General features: G+C 47.1%; 16 protein-coding genes. All 16 read right to left on the reverse strand.

Annotation, left to right across the window (positions count from 1 at the left end):
• Nucleotides 1-98: 98 nt before the first annotated feature.
• The 16 genes from hpt to mfd all read right to left on the reverse strand — a co-directional run bounded on the left by hpt (nt 99) and on the right by mfd (nt 19,271).
• Nucleotides 99-638 carry a hypoxanthine phosphoribosyltransferase gene (hpt, locus tag J2Z66_RS37540; RefSeq protein WP_209978319.1) on the reverse strand — a complete coding sequence of 180 codons (540 nt, stop codon included), beginning with the start codon at nt 636-638 and terminating at the stop codon, nt 99-101.
• A gap of 68 nt (nt 639-706) precedes the next feature.
• Nucleotides 707-2,125, reverse strand: coding sequence for a tRNA lysidine(34) synthetase TilS (gene tilS, locus J2Z66_RS37545; protein ID WP_209978321.1), 1,419 nt, complete (start codon nt 2,123-2,125; stop codon nt 707-709).
• 31 nt (nt 2,126-2,156) lie between these two features.
• Nucleotides 2,157-3,074, reverse strand: a complete 918-nt coding sequence (locus tag J2Z66_RS37550) for a protein kinase domain-containing protein (protein ID WP_209978323.1) — start codon at nt 3,072-3,074, stop codon at nt 2,157-2,159.
• A complete protein-coding gene (locus J2Z66_RS37555; protein WP_209978403.1) occupies nt 3,058-3,777 on the reverse strand; it encodes a vWA domain-containing protein in 720 nt (239 codons plus the stop codon). Before J2Z66_RS37555 ends, J2Z66_RS37550 begins: the two co-directional genes overlap by 17 nt.
• Before the next feature lie 364 nt (nt 3,778-4,141).
• Complete coding sequence (gene spoIIE, locus J2Z66_RS37560; protein ID WP_209978325.1) at nt 4,142-6,634, reverse strand: stage II sporulation protein E; 2,493 nt, start codon at nt 6,632-6,634, stop codon at nt 4,142-4,144.
• A 315-nt stretch (nt 6,635-6,949) separates the two neighbouring features.
• A complete protein-coding gene (locus J2Z66_RS37565; RefSeq protein ID WP_209978327.1) occupies nt 6,950-7,492 on the reverse strand; it encodes a S1 domain-containing RNA-binding protein in 543 nt (180 codons plus the stop codon).
• 108 nt (nt 7,493-7,600) lie between these two features.
• Nucleotides 7,601-7,927, reverse strand: a complete 327-nt coding sequence (locus J2Z66_RS37570) for an FtsB family cell division protein (protein WP_209978329.1) — start codon at nt 7,925-7,927, stop codon at nt 7,601-7,603.
• A 45-nt stretch (nt 7,928-7,972) separates the two neighbouring features.
• Nucleotides 7,973-8,539 (reverse strand): spore cortex biosynthesis protein YabQ, encoded by a 567-nt coding sequence (gene yabQ / locus J2Z66_RS37575; protein ID WP_209978331.1) that lies wholly within the window; start codon nt 8,537-8,539, stop codon nt 7,973-7,975.
• The gene (gene yabP / locus J2Z66_RS37580) at nt 8,536-8,811 is read right to left on the reverse strand and encodes a sporulation protein YabP (protein ID WP_312894980.1); all 276 of its coding nucleotides are present in this window, start codon (nt 8,809-8,811) and stop codon (nt 8,536-8,538) included. Before yabP ends, yabQ begins: the two co-directional genes overlap by 4 nt.
• Nucleotides 8,812-8,897: 86 nt before the next feature.
• The gene (locus tag J2Z66_RS37585; RefSeq protein WP_209978334.1) at nt 8,898-9,167 is read right to left on the reverse strand and encodes an RNA-binding S4 domain-containing protein; all 270 of its coding nucleotides are present in this window, start codon (nt 9,165-9,167) and stop codon (nt 8,898-8,900) included.
• Entirely contained in the window at nt 9,167-9,439 is a 273-nt protein-coding gene (locus J2Z66_RS37590; protein WP_209978336.1) for an HU family DNA-binding protein, read from the reverse strand. Before J2Z66_RS37590 ends, J2Z66_RS37585 begins: the two co-directional genes overlap by 1 nt.
• Before the next feature lie 95 nt (nt 9,440-9,534).
• Complete coding sequence (gene yabN / locus J2Z66_RS37595) at nt 9,535-11,058, reverse strand: bifunctional methyltransferase/pyrophosphohydrolase YabN (protein ID WP_209978338.1); 1,524 nt, start codon at nt 11,056-11,058, stop codon at nt 9,535-9,537.
• A gap of 224 nt (nt 11,059-11,282) precedes the next feature.
• On the reverse strand, nt 11,283-12,908 hold the full coding sequence (locus tag J2Z66_RS37600) for a putative polysaccharide biosynthesis protein (protein WP_245376140.1): 1,626 nt from the start codon (nt 12,906-12,908) through the stop codon (nt 11,283-11,285).
• Nucleotides 12,909-13,234: 326 nt separating this feature from the next.
• Entirely contained in the window at nt 13,235-13,777 is a 543-nt protein-coding gene (gene spoVT / locus J2Z66_RS37605; RefSeq protein WP_209978342.1) for a stage V sporulation protein T, read from the reverse strand.
• A gap of 873 nt (nt 13,778-14,650) precedes the next feature.
• The gene (locus J2Z66_RS37610; protein ID WP_209978344.1) at nt 14,651-15,763 is read right to left on the reverse strand and encodes a peptidylprolyl isomerase; all 1,113 of its coding nucleotides are present in this window, start codon (nt 15,761-15,763) and stop codon (nt 14,651-14,653) included.
• The gene (mfd, locus tag J2Z66_RS37615) at nt 15,750-19,271 is read right to left on the reverse strand and encodes a transcription-repair coupling factor (protein ID WP_209978345.1); all 3,522 of its coding nucleotides are present in this window, start codon (nt 19,269-19,271) and stop codon (nt 15,750-15,752) included. Before mfd ends, J2Z66_RS37610 begins: the two co-directional genes overlap by 14 nt.
• Nucleotides 19,272-19,294: the final 23 nt, after the last annotated feature.

Consider the following 19,294-nt stretch of genomic DNA (forward strand, 5'->3'; position numbering starts at 1 on the left):
CCCGCGCCTCCTCTCTAACAGAACACTTTTTTCATTCTAACATACCTGACTCAAGCATCACAACAAATGGCCCCCGGCAAACACATCATAAAAAATATCTAGCGGGTATAAATCGCTGGCTTTAATACACCGATAAAAGGCAGATTCCGATATTTCTCCGCATAATCAAGCCCATAACCGACAACGAACTCATCCGGCAGAGCGTAGCCTAAGTAATCGGCTTCAAGCTCCACTACCTTGCGCGCCGGCTTGTGAAACAAAGCAACAACCGATATGGATAAAGCGTTTCGCCGCTCCAAAACATCGATTAAGTAGCTCAAAGTCAATCCGCTGTCGATAATATCCTCGACAATCAGGATATGGCGTCCCTCAACGGAAACATCCAGGTCCTTTACAATCTTGACAATACCTGAAGACTTTGTAGATTGACCATAGCTCGATACTGCCATAAAATCCAACTCAAGCGGAACCGTAATTCGTTTAACCAAGTCCGCCATAAAAACAAATGCCCCTTTAAGCACACAAATCACAAGTGGATTACGCCCTTCATAATCACTAGAGATTATTTCCCCTAGCTCCTTAATTTTGGCTTGAATCTCCTCTTCGCTGTAAAGAATTTCTTGAATGTCACTGTGCAAGGATGAACCCCCTAGATTATATTATGAAACCTTATAAATTTACATTCTAAAGAATGAAATTTACGCTATTAAGAAAGCAGCTTCATATGCACTACATGTACGGTATCCGGGCCGACTGGGGCGTGCTTCGAAATGCGCAGCCTTGGAATCCAGATTACCCGCCCCTTGGCGTCTACCACCAAAGGCACTGCATCACGCTTGCTAGGAGGAATCTTGGCATCAATGAACATATCTTTTACCTTTTTGGTCCCGTTTAAACCGTGCGGCTGTATACGGTCTCCTTCAGCCCTGTTCCTGACTGTAAGCGGAAGCTCGAGCAGATCAAGATCGAAGAAGGCCTCTATGCATGAATTAGCAGAAGGAGATATGGACTGGCGGCCAGCCTCTGAAGGCTTATAAATCGCAAAGTCAATCTTCACATCCGCTGATGGAACATAGAGTTGTTCGTCATTCAGCAGCATAACCGGATATGAATAAGCAGCAGTTCCCACGGACGGCATTTGAAAGCGAATCTCGTCGTATTCCCTGACCAAACAAAGATGTTCCATAATGTCCAATTTCAAATTGGAGGTTTGCTCTTGCAGGATGGCTGCACGAAGCTGCTCGACCCTTGCATAGTCAACATTTTCCAACCCTAAAGCGAGATAGTTTAATATTAGTTTAATCAAACGCCTTTGTAAAGCGACATGCAGACGGGCAAATTCAACTCTGGAGAATCGCAAAAAGAGGGAGCTGGCGGTAACTATCCCGGAAAAAGCCTGTTTGGCTGCTTCCTCCATGTAATCGTCCTCAGCACGCATCATTTCAGCCAGCCGATTTAATGATTCCGGCAATTGCTCATTATAAGATCTGAGCATAGGCATGATGTCCAGCCTGACCTTGTTGCGAAAATATTTGCGCTGTTCGTTACTGCTATCCTCACAATAGGCAAGACCGTGATGCAGACAGTGTTCTATGATATCTGATTTGTATATACGTATAAAAGGACGGATGAGTTCCACTTTTTTTTCAGTTCTTCGTTCGGGCATACCTTTAAGACCAGATGGCCCTGTTCCACGGATGATTCTCATCATAATGGTTTCGGCCTGATCATCAGCGTGATGCGCTAAAGCAATCCGCTGGGCGGCGTATTTTTTAGCCACTGTGTGCAGAAATTCATATCTTTTTTCTCTGGCTGCAACCTGTGAGTTCATCGCCATCTCTGAAATATACGCTGGAACGTCAATTACGCCTATCTCGCAAGGAAGTCCCCATCCCTTCGCAAGCCGGGCTACAAAGTCGGCCTCATCATCGGATTCCTCTCCCCGAAACTGATGATTCACATGGGCTACAACCAGCCTCCACCTATAACGCTCAGAAAGCAAAAAAAGGATGTGCAGCAGCGCAACCGAATCAGGTCCCCCCGATACCGCTACGACTACAACATTTCCTTCATCCAGGAGCTGTTCTGTTTCGATGTTGTGATGCACTTTCTCTATCAGGCTCATTGGACGTTCTTTCCCTTCCATTCCTTCTCAGCTAGTATAACAAATACCTGTAAACGGTAATTCCAAAAAGCAGTAAGGAAGCTGCCAGGCTGACCTTCAGCCATGGTGTTCGGACCGGGTGCAGGCCAGAACGGCCTCTACTCTGCACAATCAGCGATTTCCACAGGCGAAACGCTTCCCTGGAGGAAGAAATTTCACCTGTTAAGGCTTTAGTTAAAAAAAGTGACACGGTTCTCGCGTGCGGATTCCCCCGAATCATTTCCAGCAAGTCGTCCTTGTTCCTATTCTGAGGAAGTGAGTTCCGATAGGAAGCAAATCGGTTTTGCTTATCCAGCGCATTAAGAATAAGAATGGCAAAAGCAAACAAATCATAGCTTTCCTCAGCAACCCTACTGCCCATTCCCCAATATCCACGATCGTACACTTCCGTCAGCTGCTTGATGCTATTCCCTTTGGGGGTAACTCCCCCGAAATCGATGAGCTCCACGTCCCCATAGCCTGAAATCAGCATATTCTCCAGCTTCAGATCGCCAAAAACAAAACCGGCCCCATGAAGCTCAGTAAGCTTCTTAAGGAGCTTGGTGCCAATTACAAATATCCAATCAGGACCATTCTTTTGCAAAAATGTCGAAAGCGTAGCCCCGTCGATGTAACGCAGAACACTAAAAGGAATCGTTTTTCCTTGGTAAACAAAATCATCGACATCCACTAAATAATGTCGAAAGGAGGTTTCGCCACCCGACAAAGTCTTCAGCACATTAATCTCCGATTGATGATCGATTGTCTCAAACCCTGCTTTTAAAGCATACTGCGACCTGCCTCTGCTTACAAGCATTACCAGTCCATTGGCGCCAGCGCCCAGTTGTCGTTCTACGATGTACACTCGCCCGTTCCATTTCCCTTCAATGCGAGAACCAGTACGGAATGCATTTTCATACAACGTAGTCACTTAGCATCCCATCCTTGACATTCTGTGAAAAGGGTTCCCCTGCTACAAATCTTACTGTTCGAAGCAATGCGGGACCTGTTGGTGTTGTACCCTTCATGTTTATTTTATAGAACATCTTGTCCAAATTTGCAAGTTCATTGGTCCAATCCAGATCCATGACAAGCTCTTCCTCACCATTTATGGATCCCGGAAAATGAAAAGCGGCAAGCTCGCTTTTACCTGAGCGCGCTCTTAAACTTAGCAGCAGATCGGATATCGCTTCTTTGACGGCTGCCAGCTTAGGCTTCATACTCGCGCTTGTATCTATTAATAAAGCCACTCTCAAAGTGGTCGTTTCACTCATCTGATCAATAACCCTGACAACTTCAGCACGCTGTGTAGGAGGCAGCTGCTCCAGCTGGGAATGCCCAAGAATTTGCTGCAGCTCTTGTCCTACTGCTTGCTGAATCGTGTGTGCAACTGTTTTGCGGGTCATCATTTGTACAGTATGTGAAAGCTGCTGTGAATTAACAATACGGCTCATGCCCCCACCCGCTTCGGCAATTTCACGAATTTCCTCAGTGCCGAGCAGTCCAAGCTCGCCTTGATCAATTACGCCTATCACATTTACGATGATTCCCTCTGTCTTCGCCTCGGCAGCAGCTATAACGGGACTAAGCCCGACATTTGAACAACCATCAGTAATTAACAAAACCTGCTTCATCATAAAGAACAGCCTCCCTGGCATTCGTAATAGGCCATAGGCCCTCTATTAGCGTTCTCTTCTAGTTTCGCCAAGATTAAGAGAGTCTAACCGTGATCATGCCAGGTAGCTACAATCGCACGAACACCACGCTCAACAGACTGCCAGCAGAAGTTTCATTCCTGAGGCAAAGGGATAGTGAACATAAGACTGCATTAGTCTCACCTGTTCCGAATACGCTATATCCCTAACGCTTTACCGCTGCAATGCAATTAAAATTTCTAAATTGTCAAAAAAGACCATCCGGATAAATGGATAGTCTTCACCCTTGCAAATTGCATAGCTGCACCCTGATCACTGCCCACCTTTCCAAACCTTCTACACGCTAACTTACCGTCTTCGGACGCTCAATCCGGCTTATTCCCGGCCAATGGAAGGTTGCCCATTCCGGCTGACGCTTGTCCACTCTTGCCACTACAACCGTCATATCATCCCCTATATGGCCGTGCATGTTACGAAAGATTCTCTCGAGCAGGCATTCAGCGAAATCCTGAGGCTGGGTAACTTCAATTTCCTGAATGATCCGCTTCATCCACATCTCCTTATTGACCGCATGTCCTGGGGCATCGTAGATGCCATCAGTCATCATAATCAGCATGTCTCCAGACTCTAAGCTCGCCGAAACAAGATCCACATCAATCTCCTGTAAAATTCCGACCGGCAAATTATTCGCCATAACAGAGAATACTTCGTTGCCACGCTTAATAAAGCTCGGTGACGAACCTATTTTCATAAAGGTTGTATCAGCACTGTAGAGATCAATAAGCGCCATATCGACCGTTGCATACATCTCATCGGGAGACCGGAGCATAAGCACGGAATTCAGTGATTTCACCGCAAGCTTCTCGTCCATTCCGGACTGCAGAAGCTGCTGAAGAATAGCAAGCGCAGACGAGCTTTCCTCACGGGCACGGCCGCCGTTGCCCATTCCATCGCTTAACGCTACGGCGAACTTGCCGTTTCCTAGCTCTACCATACTGTAGCTATCCCCAGATAGCAGATCTCCTCCTTTAGCCACCGCAGCGACACCGGTTTCAATATCATATTCTTTGGCTGAGCCAAAGCTTACCGTACTGTAGCCATCCCCTTTCGCAAGCATTTTCTCATTTTTCACTGCGACGTTTTCTCCAAGAATTTCGCTGAGCAAGGGAGCGATAACCTTGCGGCACTCATCAAATCCTCTCGTATATTGATGGATAATTTCTATTTCAATATTCCCCTCGTCCAGACTAATAATATCGATACTGTGGATCGATAAGCCTAATTCCTCAAGCGTAGAGCGAATTTGCTCCTCCTGTATAAACATCTCCTGTCCTTCCCGCTTTATTTCTGTTGCAAGGTCCTCCATCACCTGAGAAACGCCGGATAGCTGTTCAGCAACCAGCTGGCGGCTGTCCATAATTTGCCTTTTCCAATGCCTGTCATTCTTATGCAAGCCATACTGCTGCTTCATCACCTCCAGCACCAGGTCTGTTCGGACACAAACCTTCTTCCACTCCTGCGGAATATCCTTCTTCGCCATGTTCTCTTTCTGTTCAATCGCCCCCATCATATCTGTCATATAGGTATAAGTTTGATATAGCCGCGTGTCCCAGCATTGTGTCTTTTTCCAGCAGCCATCACAGGTCTTATTCGCCACCGCATTTACAAAATGCTGAGCCTCCTCTTCCTTGCGGTTACCCTGGGTTTCGCTCGTCAGCTGCTTAAAGCTTTGCGAAAGCTGCTGGAACACCTCAGAGAACTGCTGTACTCTGCTGGCCGTGATATCCCTGACACGCTTTGCATAATCCTGCTGAGATTTCAGATTTTCCTGAGTACCTGGCACGTATTTGGCCAAGGTTTCTATGAAACTGCGGGGAGTGAGCAGGAACAGCGCTACTGCCGCGAGAGACTCCCAGGTAGAATTCATAATATCGGTCTGACTGCCCATATATATAGATAAAATGGAGGAACCCAGCAGCATCCCGAGGGCGACAGCCAGCCGGTTGCCTTCTTTCAGCAGGCCTGCAAGCATTCCTGAAAAAGCGAGCAAGCTCATTTGATAAATGGCATTCGAATTAGCCAGGCTGAGAATGAGCCCTGTTATGACACCTACTGAAGCTCCCAAAGGCGCCCCGCCTACTAATGCAAACAATAGAATCATATAACGGGATAACACATGCTCCATCGTAACGGGTCCGATTAACCAGCCTACCGTCCCTGTCATCACAGATCCAAGTAAAATAATGAGACATATGATCTCCTCATTTTTTAAGTGATAATTTTTGCGGGTAAGAGTAAAGACCGGGATCGCCTGAATGAAGATCAGTGTTAATATCAAGCTGAGGAAGGACTCTACAGAAATCATCATGATAGAGTACCAATTCAGGTTCGCCTTCACCAGTACCGCAAACAGCTGAACCAGAAAGGTCACTCCAAATACAATCCACGGAGCCATTGACAGCTCTGTTCGTCCATACCTCCCAAGTGCTTTATGGATTAGGAGGAACACCAAAATTTCCGCGACAATATAGCCGGTATTCGGAGTCACAGCGAGCAAGCTTCCTGCAAAAATCGCCACACCTACCCATGGGATCAAATCCTTGCGCAAAGCATATACAACTGCAAAATAGGCAAGCGCAAACGGAGAAAGCTGCTCTAATATCATGGCCCTCCCAAGCAGAAACCCCATAATCACAAGAAGAAGCGCCCACTTCCTTACCAAAAAGGCTTGTACGACTTTATTTTCTGACGTCTTGCCCCAAGCACTTGCACTTGTTTTTTGCCATACGTGCAGCCAGCTTCCTCCGAACATTGCGACTATGCTTCGTTTCTCCATTTTAGAACACCTTCCATTTCTCCCTTATTTGTTTCTCTAGTATAGGGACAATCTTCCAGAAAGTTTGTCGCAATACGTGGGTAGACAAAAAAAAATTTCCGACAAGCGGAGGCTTTTTTTGTCATCCGCTCTTATCCTATACGGGGCTTTGCTTTTGCGGGAAACCCATCTGTTAAAATGTGCCTTCATCCCGAAATATATTTCGGCTGCGCGCATAATTCCAAAATAATTGTATGTCGATTGCTATCCTAACTGTTGTAAAACAGCAAAAAACCACACCCGCTTTCGCAAATGTGGTCCAAATTTATTTATATATTAATCTCTTCTTCCGCCTCTACCGCCGCGCTTGGATTCAGTATTCTTCTTCAGAGACGAAATCCGTTCCTCACTGTCTTTCAAGAAGCGGGACATCTTATCCTCGAATGTTGGCTTGATGTTGCCCTGTGCCTTGAAGCCACCACGTCCACCGCGATCTCCGCCTCCACGATTGAAGCCTCCACCGCCTCCACCAGGACGGCCTCCACCACTCTGGAAACCACCACGGTCTCCTCCTCCACCGGGCCGACCTTGATAGCCGCCTCCGCTTGGTCGCTCAGGTCGAGCAGGTCTTTCCTCAACAGGCTTATCCACCGTCTGCTTAATTGATAGTCCGATCTTTCCATCCTTGTCCACGTTAATCACTTTGACCAATACTTTGTCTTCCAGCTTTAAATGGTCGTTAACGTCCTTGACATAATTGTCCGCGATCTCAGAGATGTGAACAAGACCGGTTACTCCTTCAGAAAGCTCGACGAATGCGCCGAAGTGAGTAATCCCTGTCACTCTTCCTTCTAACTTGGTGCCAACTTCAATTGCCATAAAGTAAAATGTTCCTCCCTTAAAATGTTGAAAAGACTGGCTACGCCGATTATACCTGATGGGGAAACCTGCGGTCAATAAGGCGATTTCATTAAAAGCAGAGTTAGGCTACGGATTTGTCTTCGGAACGAAGAAAAGCGTCTCTCCCGGTTTCGTATAATGCAGATCTTGGCGAATCTTTTGTTCAATATATTCTGTATCGTTCAAGCGAGCGATTTCGCGTTTCGTATCCGCATTCAGCTTCGAAACATCCGAAAGTTGTAATTTAAGCTCCTCGACTTCAGAGCTCTTTGCATTCAACTTGCCGAACTGGTCCCAGATCGTAACGCCTGCCCAGCTCATAAAGCAAAGCAGCAGAACCACTAGAAAACGAAGCCTTCTCTTGGAGCCTTGTGGGCTACTTTTTGTTGATTTTTGGGCTGCTTTCGTCTTCATAATGGGAAAAGCCTCCTTACTTTCATTCATAATAGCCGACTGAAATTAAAAGAACCGGCGAAAAAAGCCTGCAATATTCTTTATCCATTGTGTCGGTATATGCCAAAAATGAAGCTTTAGCAAGGGCTGTATGATCCAGAGCAGCAGTCTCCACAAAGGATAAAGCAATTGTAACACAATTTTATATAGGAATACAGCAACCGCAAACAAAAAACCAAAAATTACAAGTGTCAACCTGTATATACCCACAATTGGCTTGATTAGAAACAGCTCGACCATTTTTTTTGCAAAGCGATACAGGGAGACAGCAATACGAATGAAAAGCAGTATGAGCCATATGATCCAATGACTAAGCAAAGCAAAGTAACAACAAATACCGATGCCTATTCCCAAAAAGACAAACACCCGAACCTGTCCCTCATTGCTGTAAAGCAGCAGCCAAAAAACCAGACCAGTCGCCACAACCCAAAACACAATATCTGCAAACGGAAGAATGAAACGAGGAAGTCTCAGCTTTCCGAAAAGCACGCGAAACACATCGAAGAGGGTACCCAAAGCCAGTCCGCTGCAGAACATCATGAATATGGTGAAGAATTGTACGTGTAAAGTCACTTGAACAGCTTACCTAAGAAGCTCTTGGTCTTATCATGAGCATCGGCATAGGTGAGCCCGTTCACAGTACCCTCAATGACGACCAATCCTTGCTCCAGGCTCAGGTTTTTAATGTGCAGATTCTGTCCCTTAATCGTCAGGAAGCCCAGCTCTGTCTCCAGAACAAACTCCTCACTGTCAAAGCTCTCCACATTCAAAACTCCGGATATTTCCAGGAGCTTGCGATTCAGCATCTTGATTTCCTGTCGCTTCGTTTTAACGGGATCTATCACGGCATGTCCCCTCCTTCTTCTACCACTACCATATGGAGAAAAGAGGGCTTTTAGAACAGAAAAAAAGAGACTAAATGACTTAGTCTCTACACATCATCTTTTTGAAACGGTTCTTCCTTCACCAATGTGTACATCCCTGCGGCGTCATCTTTCCGCGTAGACTCAGTTAAAGCTTCCACCTTAACGGTAACCTTTTTTTGGCCGAATTGAATGGAAAGCTCATCACCGAGCTTCACGGTACTGCTTGCTTTAGCATCTCTTCCGTTGATCCAGACACGCCCCTGATCGGATACATCCTTAGCGACCGTACGGCGCTTAATCAAACGGGAAAGCTTGAGAAACTTGTCAAGACGCATTACTTAATGGCTTCTTTTAGCTTGTTACCCGCTTTGAAAGCAGGAACTTTGGATTCTGGGATCGTAATAGCGGTGCCCGTTTGCGGGTTGCGGCCGGTACGGCCGGAACGCTTGCGGGTTTCGAAAGTGCCAAAGCCGATTAACTGCACTTTATCGCCCGATGACAAGGCGTCAGTCACTTCTCCTAAAAAGCTGTTTAGTACGGACTCTACGTCCTTCTTAGTCAGGCCACTTTTCGTAGCGATGTTGTTAATTAAGTCTGTTTTGTTCATAGGTTTTCGTTACCTCCTAAATGTGTGTACAAGATCTTAAACTTTGAACCTTACACATGAATATGTATTCTTTCTTTTTCAGCAAAATCCTGCCATCAAGTTTGATTTTTTACAATTTTTTTTGCTTCCTGCCAATAAGTTTCCAGCTCTGGTAACCCAGTCTGCTCAAAAGAAAGGCCTTTTAAACGTAACTGCTGCTCAATATAGGAAAATCTCTGGAAAAATTTTGCGTTGGTGAAAGCCAGTGCTTCTTCAGGATCAATATTTAAAAAGCGGGCCAGGTTCACGATAGTAAACAGCAGATCTCCCAGCTCTTCCTTCTGATGCTCCACAGCCTCTGACGTCCCGGCTGATCCACTGCCTGCGTCATGGCCTACTGCCTCCTGCAGCTCGCGAAGCTCCTCTTCCACTTTTTCGAACACACCTTTAATTTCTGTCCAGTCAAAACCAACGCTAGCGGCTTTCTTCTGCAACTTCCAAGCCTTCATCAAGCCAGGCAAATCCCGCGGAACTCCGGATAACACGGATAAATGTGCAACGTCCACCCCTTTCTCCCGCTTCTCCTCTGCTTTCATCTCATTCCAATTCGCGAGCGCCTCTTCTACATTACCCGCTTTATTCCGTCCGAAAACATGTGGATGACGACGAATCAGCTTCTCGTTAAGCTTTTCAATAACATCAAATATCGTGAAGGCTCCGGTCTCCTCCTCGATCTGGGAGTGCAGCATAGCCTGAAGCATCAGATCACCCAGCTCCTCACACATGGCCGTTGGATCATCATCATCGATAGTTTCCAGTACTTCATATGTTTCTTCAATGAGGTTTTTGCGAAGACTGGCATGCGTTTGTTCACGATCCCACGGGCAACCGTCAGGACTGCGCAAAATGCCGACAATTTCATGCAAACGTGCAAAAGAACGATTATGCGGCTCCTCACGTTCACTGCGCGGCACCCACACTAAAGAGAGATTCCCAAACCCCTGAACCCGGTCCAGCTCGTAAAGAGGAACCTCTATTTGCTTTTCTTGTCCAGCCACACCAAGTGCATGCCCCACTACGACTGTATAATCGTCAGGATACACCTCCATTAAGCTAAGCTTAACCTCGGAAGCCGTATAGGTATCATAGACTTGTCCAATGACTGTATGCAGCAGCGGATTGAAGCAGTAACGATTCAGACTCGTTGCATCTAGCAATTGAAAGCCTTCGATAGGATCAATTCCAAAACTCAAAAAAGCCTGGTCCAGAAAGCTTTCACCACCAAGCAGCTCTAGCGAAACATTGTCCTGCGAACATTTTTGCTTTAAAAGCTGCACAGTAAGCTCAGCAACCATCGGATGGCCAGGAACCCCGTAGACGATTTCCATCTGACGGCTCTTGGCAATGGCTATCAGCTCATTCGCAATTGCCTCATACACCTCTTCAAACTGATCATGGGCCTCATAGAGCTTATCAAAGGTCTCATAGCGAATCTTGTTCTCGTCCAGAAAGCGAACCACAGGATGCTCTTGCGTACGCAGATAAAGCCCTGAGGCGCTCTGCAGCTTTTTCCATACACCCAGGGTGAGCTGATTTTCGTCACCAGTCCCTAAGCCAACCACCGTTATTTGTGGTGCCATTTGTTATTCCTCCTTGTATTTTGCAAAGCTTGTTAATATGTATATTAAATCACGCGGCTTCCGAAAGCCAAATATCACAGGCCAATATCATAGCGTTAAATATCATAAGGACAATATCTTAAGGTCAAGACCAGGGGGAACAGGGGTTACTCCCCAATCCGAAGCGGACAAATGTAGGCGGAAAACAAAACACATTTGGCTGGCTCAACCTGACAACATTGGGGTTACTCCCTGGCCTTGGGCAGCAGCTTATATTTAGTCAGGATCGGCGTGACCTTCCGATCCAGCTGCGGAAACAGCCGCAGGTCCTCCCGGCTGATGCTGCCGCTGCGCAGCAGCACTACTACGTAGCAGGCTGCGCCGCCTGCTACGCACAGGAGAGCGATGGCGCTGTACGCCCATCGCTCCGGCGGCAGGAGCCAAGCCGGCACGGCCTTGGCTCCTAGCTGCAGCGCTGCGAGGCAGCCGCCCATAAGGCCCACGGCCAACGTGGGCCCCGCGGCGTACTGCCGCAGCGCAAAGCGCGCACCGGTGCAGCGTGCCGCCTGCACCAGCGTTAGCCCCGCCGCAGCGGCGAAGGCTATGACCGCGCTAAGCGCGGCGCCTTCGATGCCCCAGCGGGGCATGAGCAGCACATTGCCGAGTGCTTTCAGCACGATGGCAAGGAGCAGGCTCAGCGCGGGCGTACGCACCGCGCCGATGCCTTGCAGCACACTGCCTGAGACAGTGTTCAGAGCACTGAACAAAGCCGTGAAGGCTATGATCGCCATCGCCCAAGACGCTTCGTCCGTCTTGTACAGCATGATGTTAATCGGCACGGCCGCAAAAGCAAGCCCAAACGAGGCCGCCAAGCCGACCATCCAGGTCAGCCTGACAGACAGCTCAGTCCGGCTGCGTATCAAAGCCGTCTGCCCCTTAGCCTTAGCTTCCGCGATAGCAGGAACAAGCGCTACAGACATCGCCGAGACAATCATCGCTACGAGCTGGACCAGTGGAAGTCCACGATTGTAGAGTCCGAACTGCCGCATTGCCTCAGCTTCCGAAAAAGGTGACACAGCCAAAAGGCGAGGCATCGTGAAGGTATCCACCAGCGTTAAAATAGGTACAGCAATCGTTCCTAGACAGATAGGTATCGCATATGCTGTAATCTGTTTAACCAACCTCCATGTGGATACCCCTTGGATAGTCCCCACCGCTGCCTTTTCCAAAGTCGCGCGTTCTTTCTTTCTTTCCAAGGCTCCCCGGCGCCAATAAAACAACATTACAGCCAGCCCGGCCGCTGCTCCTGTAACAGCCCCAAAGGTTGCACCAGCTGCAATCCAGTCCAATGAATATTCGAAAGAGACGAAATAAAGCAATAATGCTACCATCGTTATGACACGCACAAGCTGCTCCAGCACCTGGGAAACAGCCGTCGGCTTCATATTCTGATAGCCTTGAAAGTATCCTCGCAGCACCGCCATCACAGGAGTAAGCAGCAGCGCAAAAGACACACTACGGATTGCCCGTTCCGTCTGCGAAATCCCGATCCATGCCGCAAGCTTATCCGCACCAAAATAAAGCAGCAGAAAAAAAACCAGCCCGCTCCCAAACAACAACAGCGAAGAAATCTTTACAATTCGCTTAGCGCCCTGGAAATCGCCAACAGCGGCCCTTTCCGACACAAATTTCGACACGGTAATTGGAAATCCCGCCGTTGCCAGGAAAAGAATGAGTATATACAAGGGATAAACAGCGTTATATATGCCAAAAGCACCATCTCCAGCCATATTTTGCAAGGGAATCTTCTGCAGAGTGCCCAGCAGCTTGGAGACTATAGCTGCCCCAGCTAGGAGTACGGTACCTTGCAAAAGCTTTGACCCGCTGTATGGTAAATCTTTGTCAGATTTAGTCGTATTTGACTTACTTTCTTTCATTGTCTTACGGATATTACCGCCCCTCTCATCCTCCAGCGCTTGCTTTACTTACTTTCTTTCTTACTTACTTACTTTCTTACTTACTTACTTACTTACTTACTTACTTACTTACTTACTCGCTTGCTTGCTTCCTTGTAGCTTGCGGCTTGCCATATGTACACTGATTATAACGAATTTCTAAGATTCCTACAAAAAAAGCTTCCCCTTCGCAGATTTCAATCCACGGTGAGGAAGCTTCCTTATGCCAATTACAAAAAACGCTATTGTTCCATTTGCTTAGCTAAAAATCCTGCAGCTGTTTCCACCATCTTCTGTTCCATTTGTCCCATTTTCACGTTCTCGCCCTTGCTGACCAGCACGACAGATCCGATAGGGTCTCCACCAGCAATGATTGGCGCCGCTACGTAAGAACCGTAAGTCTCTGATACATCCTTAATAATCTCGTACTCACCCGATCCGCTGTCCATGACCGTTTTTCTGCTCTCCATACAAGCTTCCAAGAGAGGGCCGATGGATTTGTCCAAATAGTCCTTCTTTGATCCGCCCGCCATAGCAATAATCGTGTCTCTGTCCGAAATCATAGTCAGGTGATTCGTGCTTTCAAAAAGCGACTCCGCGTATTCTTTGGCAAAATCACCCAGCTCCCCAATTGGAGAATATTTCTTAAGAATAACTTCTCCGTCACGATCAACGAATATTTCAAGCGGATCCCCCTCACGAATTCGTAATGTTCGACGAATTTCTTTCGGGATCACGACTCTTCCTAAATCATCTATCCGACGGACAATTCCAGTTGCTTTCATACTCTAGATGCCTCACTTTCCTCTGAATAAGTTAGATACGACTTGAGGGAGCTCGATGTCTACCCATAGTATTCTTCAGTTCCCATTAATCTATACAAAAGCTTCCTTATGATTAGCAATCATTTTACTTAAATTTCAAAAATTACCCGCCACCTCATATTTAACTGATAGGGTGCCAAGCTACAATTTGGTCACACCCCCATTCTACCTGGCCATTCGCCCTGGTTCTTCTGAGTAAAGGGGATAGTGGAGATAATATAAGAATAAACACTTTGCGGCGTCCTTTGAGGTCCGTGTTCGTGACGTGGGAGCGTTGCGGAGGTAAGGGGTGTGGCTACAGCCGCTGTTAAAGATTTGTTCCCTTAGGATATAAATGAGGAGGTAGGAACAAATCTTTAAAGGCGGACGCTACCGCTCTTCCACCCACACCCCTTCCCACTCTTTAGCTACAATCACACGAACACCAAGCTCAAACGGACTGCCATCAAAGCGGTCAAAGGCACGTGGAAGAAAAATGGAGAAGTTCTGCTACTTAACGATGTTTTTCATCGCTAAAAGTACCAGATCGTCTCTACAACCTTACTTTAACGATGAAAAAACATCGTTAAAATCCCTTTCAACCACCCACAGAGGCCATTCGTCCACTTTTAACGATGAAAATCATCACTAACGTGACGAATTGACCTGGGACACTCGCTTTAACGATGAAAAACATCGTTAAGTAGAGCACAGGTTCCATTCGGGGCTCGGGGGAGGCGGGCTGCTCCGGGGTATCCCTCTTTTATACTTTTGCACTGTAAAGCGCCCAAACTTTCTTAATATATAAAAAAACCAGGAGCCCTAATATTAGGGTATCCTGGTTCTGAAATATAATTACTTTGCTTCTGGTGAAGCGGCTGGGCTCGCTGCTGGACTTGCAGCAGGGCTAGCGGCTGGGCTAGCAGCCGGTGTAGGTACTGGTGTTGGTGTAGGAAGAGTGTTGGTTTCAATTAGACCTGGCAGCTCATTCTTATAGAAGTCGCTGAGTAATTGTTGACCTAACTGTTCCTTGAACTTGTCTTTTACTTCTTCAAGCGGTGTTGTTCCTCTGCTGGAAACCTTCATTACATGGTAACCGAAAGTAGTTTCAACCGGTTCACTAACTTCATTCAATGGAAGCTCCATAGTTGCTTCTTTGAAGCCCGGAACCCATTGGTTCACATTAGCATTTTCGTAAGTGCCGCCTTTTTCTTTAGAGCCAGGATCATCGGAAAACTCCTTGGCTAATGCCGCGAAATCTCCGCCTGCTTTCAGCTTGGCAACAACATCTTTAGCTATTTTGAGAGCTTCTTCTTTGGTGCGTAGTTCCTTTTTCGTTTCCTGATCGGTCAGACCGATAAGAATGTGGCTTACAGTAGCGATATCTAATTCATGATTGGCCAAACTCTTATCATAAGCTTCTTTCACTTGCTGATCGGTAACTTGGCTATCCACATACTTCATTGTATAGAAGGTAAGACGCATAAGTGACTCAATATCCTTGAGCTCTATGTTATTATCCTTCAATTGCTTGTCCATTCCGCCTTCTTGCTCAGCCATGTAAGCGGTGAATTGCTTGATTTGCTCCTCAACCAGCTTGTCCGCTTCAGCTTTAACTGTTGCATCCGCTTTGTCGGAATAAATCTTATAGACAATCAGCTGCTGGAGAATGTTTTGTTGAACCGTAGGATCCTGAGCATATTGTGCCAGGTTAGGATCAAGCATTTTGTTAACATTAACAAAAGAATCAAATTCAGCCCTAGTGACCTTGCCATTCTCTTTATAAGTGGCGATAACATCACCAGGCTCTCCAGTAGTAGGAGCAGGTGTCCCTGTTGCTGTATCCGTTGCTGCAGGTCCTGGTTCTTCAGTCTTCTTGCCGCACGCGCTTAGCGCGAATACGGCAATCATCAAGGCCACCAATGTAATAATCCATTTATTCTTATATATTTGTTTATTTTGCGACATCTTGCAATTCTCCCTTCGTTTTTAAAGCCTCCTTGTATTGTACCAGAAACCGCTCCACTAAATCTATGGATGCTTCTGGCTGCAGCCCCTTGCAGCGGACAAGGATGTTAATATTAGCCCCCGCCACAAGCTTTACCCGGCCTTCAAAACGATTTGACAAGGTGAACAGCTTCTGTCCGTCAAGCTTGTCGTTCTGATCAGCATGCATCTTGATCTGGAAATCATCCCCTTTTTGGCTGATCGTTTCTATCCGGTATTCCGAACCGTATGATTTCAAACGAGCCACTGCTAATAAATTATCCACAGCTTGAGGTAAGTCACCGAATCGATCTACAAGCTCCTCATGTAAATCCGCCGCCTCTTCAAGCGTACGAATTGCCGCTACCTTCTTGTAGATTTCAATTTTCTGCATGCTGTCATAGATGTAGTCTGAAGGTAAGTAGGCATCCAGATGAATATCGATCTGTGTATTCCATTCACGTTCCGGCGCTTTCTCTTCTCCACTCATTTCTAGCTTGCGCTGAGCAATTTCCTCAGCAAGCATTTGTGAGTACAGATCGAAGCCGACGGAAGCGATAAAACCATGCTGCTCCGCACCTAGTAAATTCCCAGCGCCGCGGATAGCCAAATCCCTCATCGCAATTTTAAACCCTGATCCTAATTCTGTAAACTCTTTTATCGCCTGCAGCCGTTTCTCCGCCACCTCAGTCAGCACCTTATCCCGCTGATAGGTAAAGTACGCATACGCGACACGATTCGAGCGTCCGACACGGCCGCGTAGCTGATACAACTGCGACAGGCCCATACGATCGGCATCATGGACAATCAGTGTGTTCACATTTGGAATATCAACGCCTGTTTCTATAATGCTCGTACTGACCAGTACATCATACTCTCCATCCAGAAAATCAAGGATGGTTTTCTCGAGCTCCTGCTCGCTCATCTGACCGTGCGCAACCGCCACACGGGCTTCTGGAACGAGTGCAGAAATTTGATCGGCCATTTGATTAATCCCTTGTACACGATTGTACAGATAGTAAATCTGGCCCTCCCGGGCAAGCTCACGCTCAATCGCTTCCCTGACCAAGGTGAAGCCATGCTCGATCACATAGGTCTGTACGGGAAACCGATTTTCAGGTGGTGTCTCAATTACGGACAAGTCTCTTACTCCCAGCATGGACATATGCAAGGTCCGCGGAATTGGAGTAGCGGTAAGAGTCAGTACATCCACATTCGTTTTAAACCGCTTGAGCTTTTCTTTGTGGGAAACACCAAAACGCTGTTCCTCATCAACAATGAGCAAGCCTAAATCCTTAAACTGCACATCCTGGGAAAGCAAACGATGGGTGCCAATGACAACATCGACTACGCCTTTCTTGACGCCCTTCATAACCTCATTCTGTTCCTTCTTGGAACGGAAACGGCTGAGTACCTGGATATTAAAAGGATACCCTGAGAATCTTTCTCTAAAGGTCTCATAATGCTGCTGCGCCAAAATAGTCGTAGGGACCAGTACAGCCACCTGCTTGCCGTCAATAGCCGATTTAAAGGCAGCGCGGATAGCAACCTCAGTTTTACCATACCCCACGTCACCGCAAAGCAAACGGTCCATTGGACGTGGTTTCTCCATATCCACCTTGATCTCCTCGATTGCTCTGAGCTGATCAGGGGTTTCATCGTATGGGAACATGCCCTCGAATTCGTTCTGGTAAGCACTATCCTGGCTGAAGCCATAACCTGTAGTTGCCTGGCGCTCGGCATAGAGCTTGATCAGCTCATCTGCGATATCCTTGACAGAGGTTCGCACTTTGCCTTTAACCCTCGCCCACTCGGCTCCCCCGAGCTTGTATACCTTTGGCTCCTTTTCCTCGGAACCAACATACTTTTGAATCAATTCAATCTGATCAATAGGGACAGAAAGCTTGTCGCCCCCGGCATAGACGATATGCAGATAATCCTTATGAATCCCGCTTACCTCTAACGTGCCTATACCTACATATTTACCGATTCCGTGATTAACATGAACGACATAATCGCCCACCTTGAGCTCTTGATAGCTTTTGATCCTCTCGGCATTCTCCAGCTTTTTTTCCACCTTGCGGACTTTGCGCTGCTTCTGGGTAAAGATCTCCCCTTCCGTGATGACCACAAGATGGATAGATGGCAGCTCAAAACCCGTTTGCAGATTTCCGTCGACAATGACAGGCTCCTCAATCTGGTAGTCATGAAGGACCCGCTTGACGCGTTCTCTGCGCTCCTCGCCATTGGCCAGCAGAATGACATTGCTGCCATTTTTCTTCCAGCGCTCCATCTCCGATTTCAAGAGATTCATTTGACCGTGAAAGCTCTGCATGACGCGGCAGACGAAATTAACAATATTTTGTGGCTGAATGCCGCTCACCTGCCGTAAAAATAAGGACAAATAAAGCGTAGGGAAAGGCCTGCGGTGCAATAAAGTTTCGTAAGTTTTGGACAGCACAAATGCCGGCAAGCTCTTGCCTTCTTGGAGCGCATGAGTCATCCATTCCGCTTCATCGCGTTCCAACTGCTTTGCCGTTTCAAGAAGCCTTGCAGGTTCATCAACGATTAAGACCGTATCCTGCGGCAAATAATCGAAGAGCGTATGTCTTTCCGGATACAACAAAGAAATATATTTGTACAAACCAGGAAAAGACTGCCCTTCACGCAGCAGTTCAACGTCGTGTGCAACAACTTCTAACAGCTTATCCTTCGCCTGCCGGTCAGACATCTTCTCAAGCTGTGCTTGCAGCAGCTCATAAGCGTGCTGGGCAGCTGACTGTAATCGCTTTCTATCAACGGGAATCTCTCTGCAAGGAGTAATTGTAATAGTTTCTAATTTATCAATGGAACGCTGATCACTAACATCGAAGGTTCTGATCGAATCCACTTCCACATCATACAGCTCAATGCGGACAGGCGAAGCAAAGGTCAATGGAAAAAAGTCAATAATTCCACCCCTGACGCTCATCTCACCCTTGGACTCAACCCGCTCAGTCCGTTCATAGCCCAGCTCCGACATCCGGGCAAGCAGATCCTCAAGCCCAATCGTATCACCAAGCTTAACCGTAATTTGCGAATCCTCGAAAATACTTTTTACGGGCAAGTACCGTCTTACACCCGCATATGGGGCTACAATGATGCCGCGATACCCGCGCGAAAGCTTGGTAAGCACGTCAATACGCCGCGCAAGCATTTCCGGACTTGCTGACGCCTCTTCCGTAGCAAGCAGCTCTTGCGAAGGGTATAGCAGCACATCGTCTTCTGACAGGCATTCTACCAGATCCTCGGCAATCTTCTGAGCAGCAAACATATTATGGGTCAGGATGCATACGGGACGCTGTAAATCCTGAAATAACGAAGCAATCATTACTTGTCTCGAAGAACCTGTAAGGCCTGCTATGAGCTGCTCTTTCATCTCGGACCGTATGCCGGATACTATCGTTTGGAAGTCTGTATCCGCTGAAAAAGCTTGAATTAAAGCTTGCAAACAACTACACTCCTCTCACGAAA

Origin of the sequence: Paenibacillus eucommiae, from assembly GCF_017874215.1 — a bacterium.
Lineage (GTDB): Bacteria > Bacillota > Bacilli > Paenibacillales > NBRC-103111 > Paenibacillus_AI > Paenibacillus_AI eucommiae.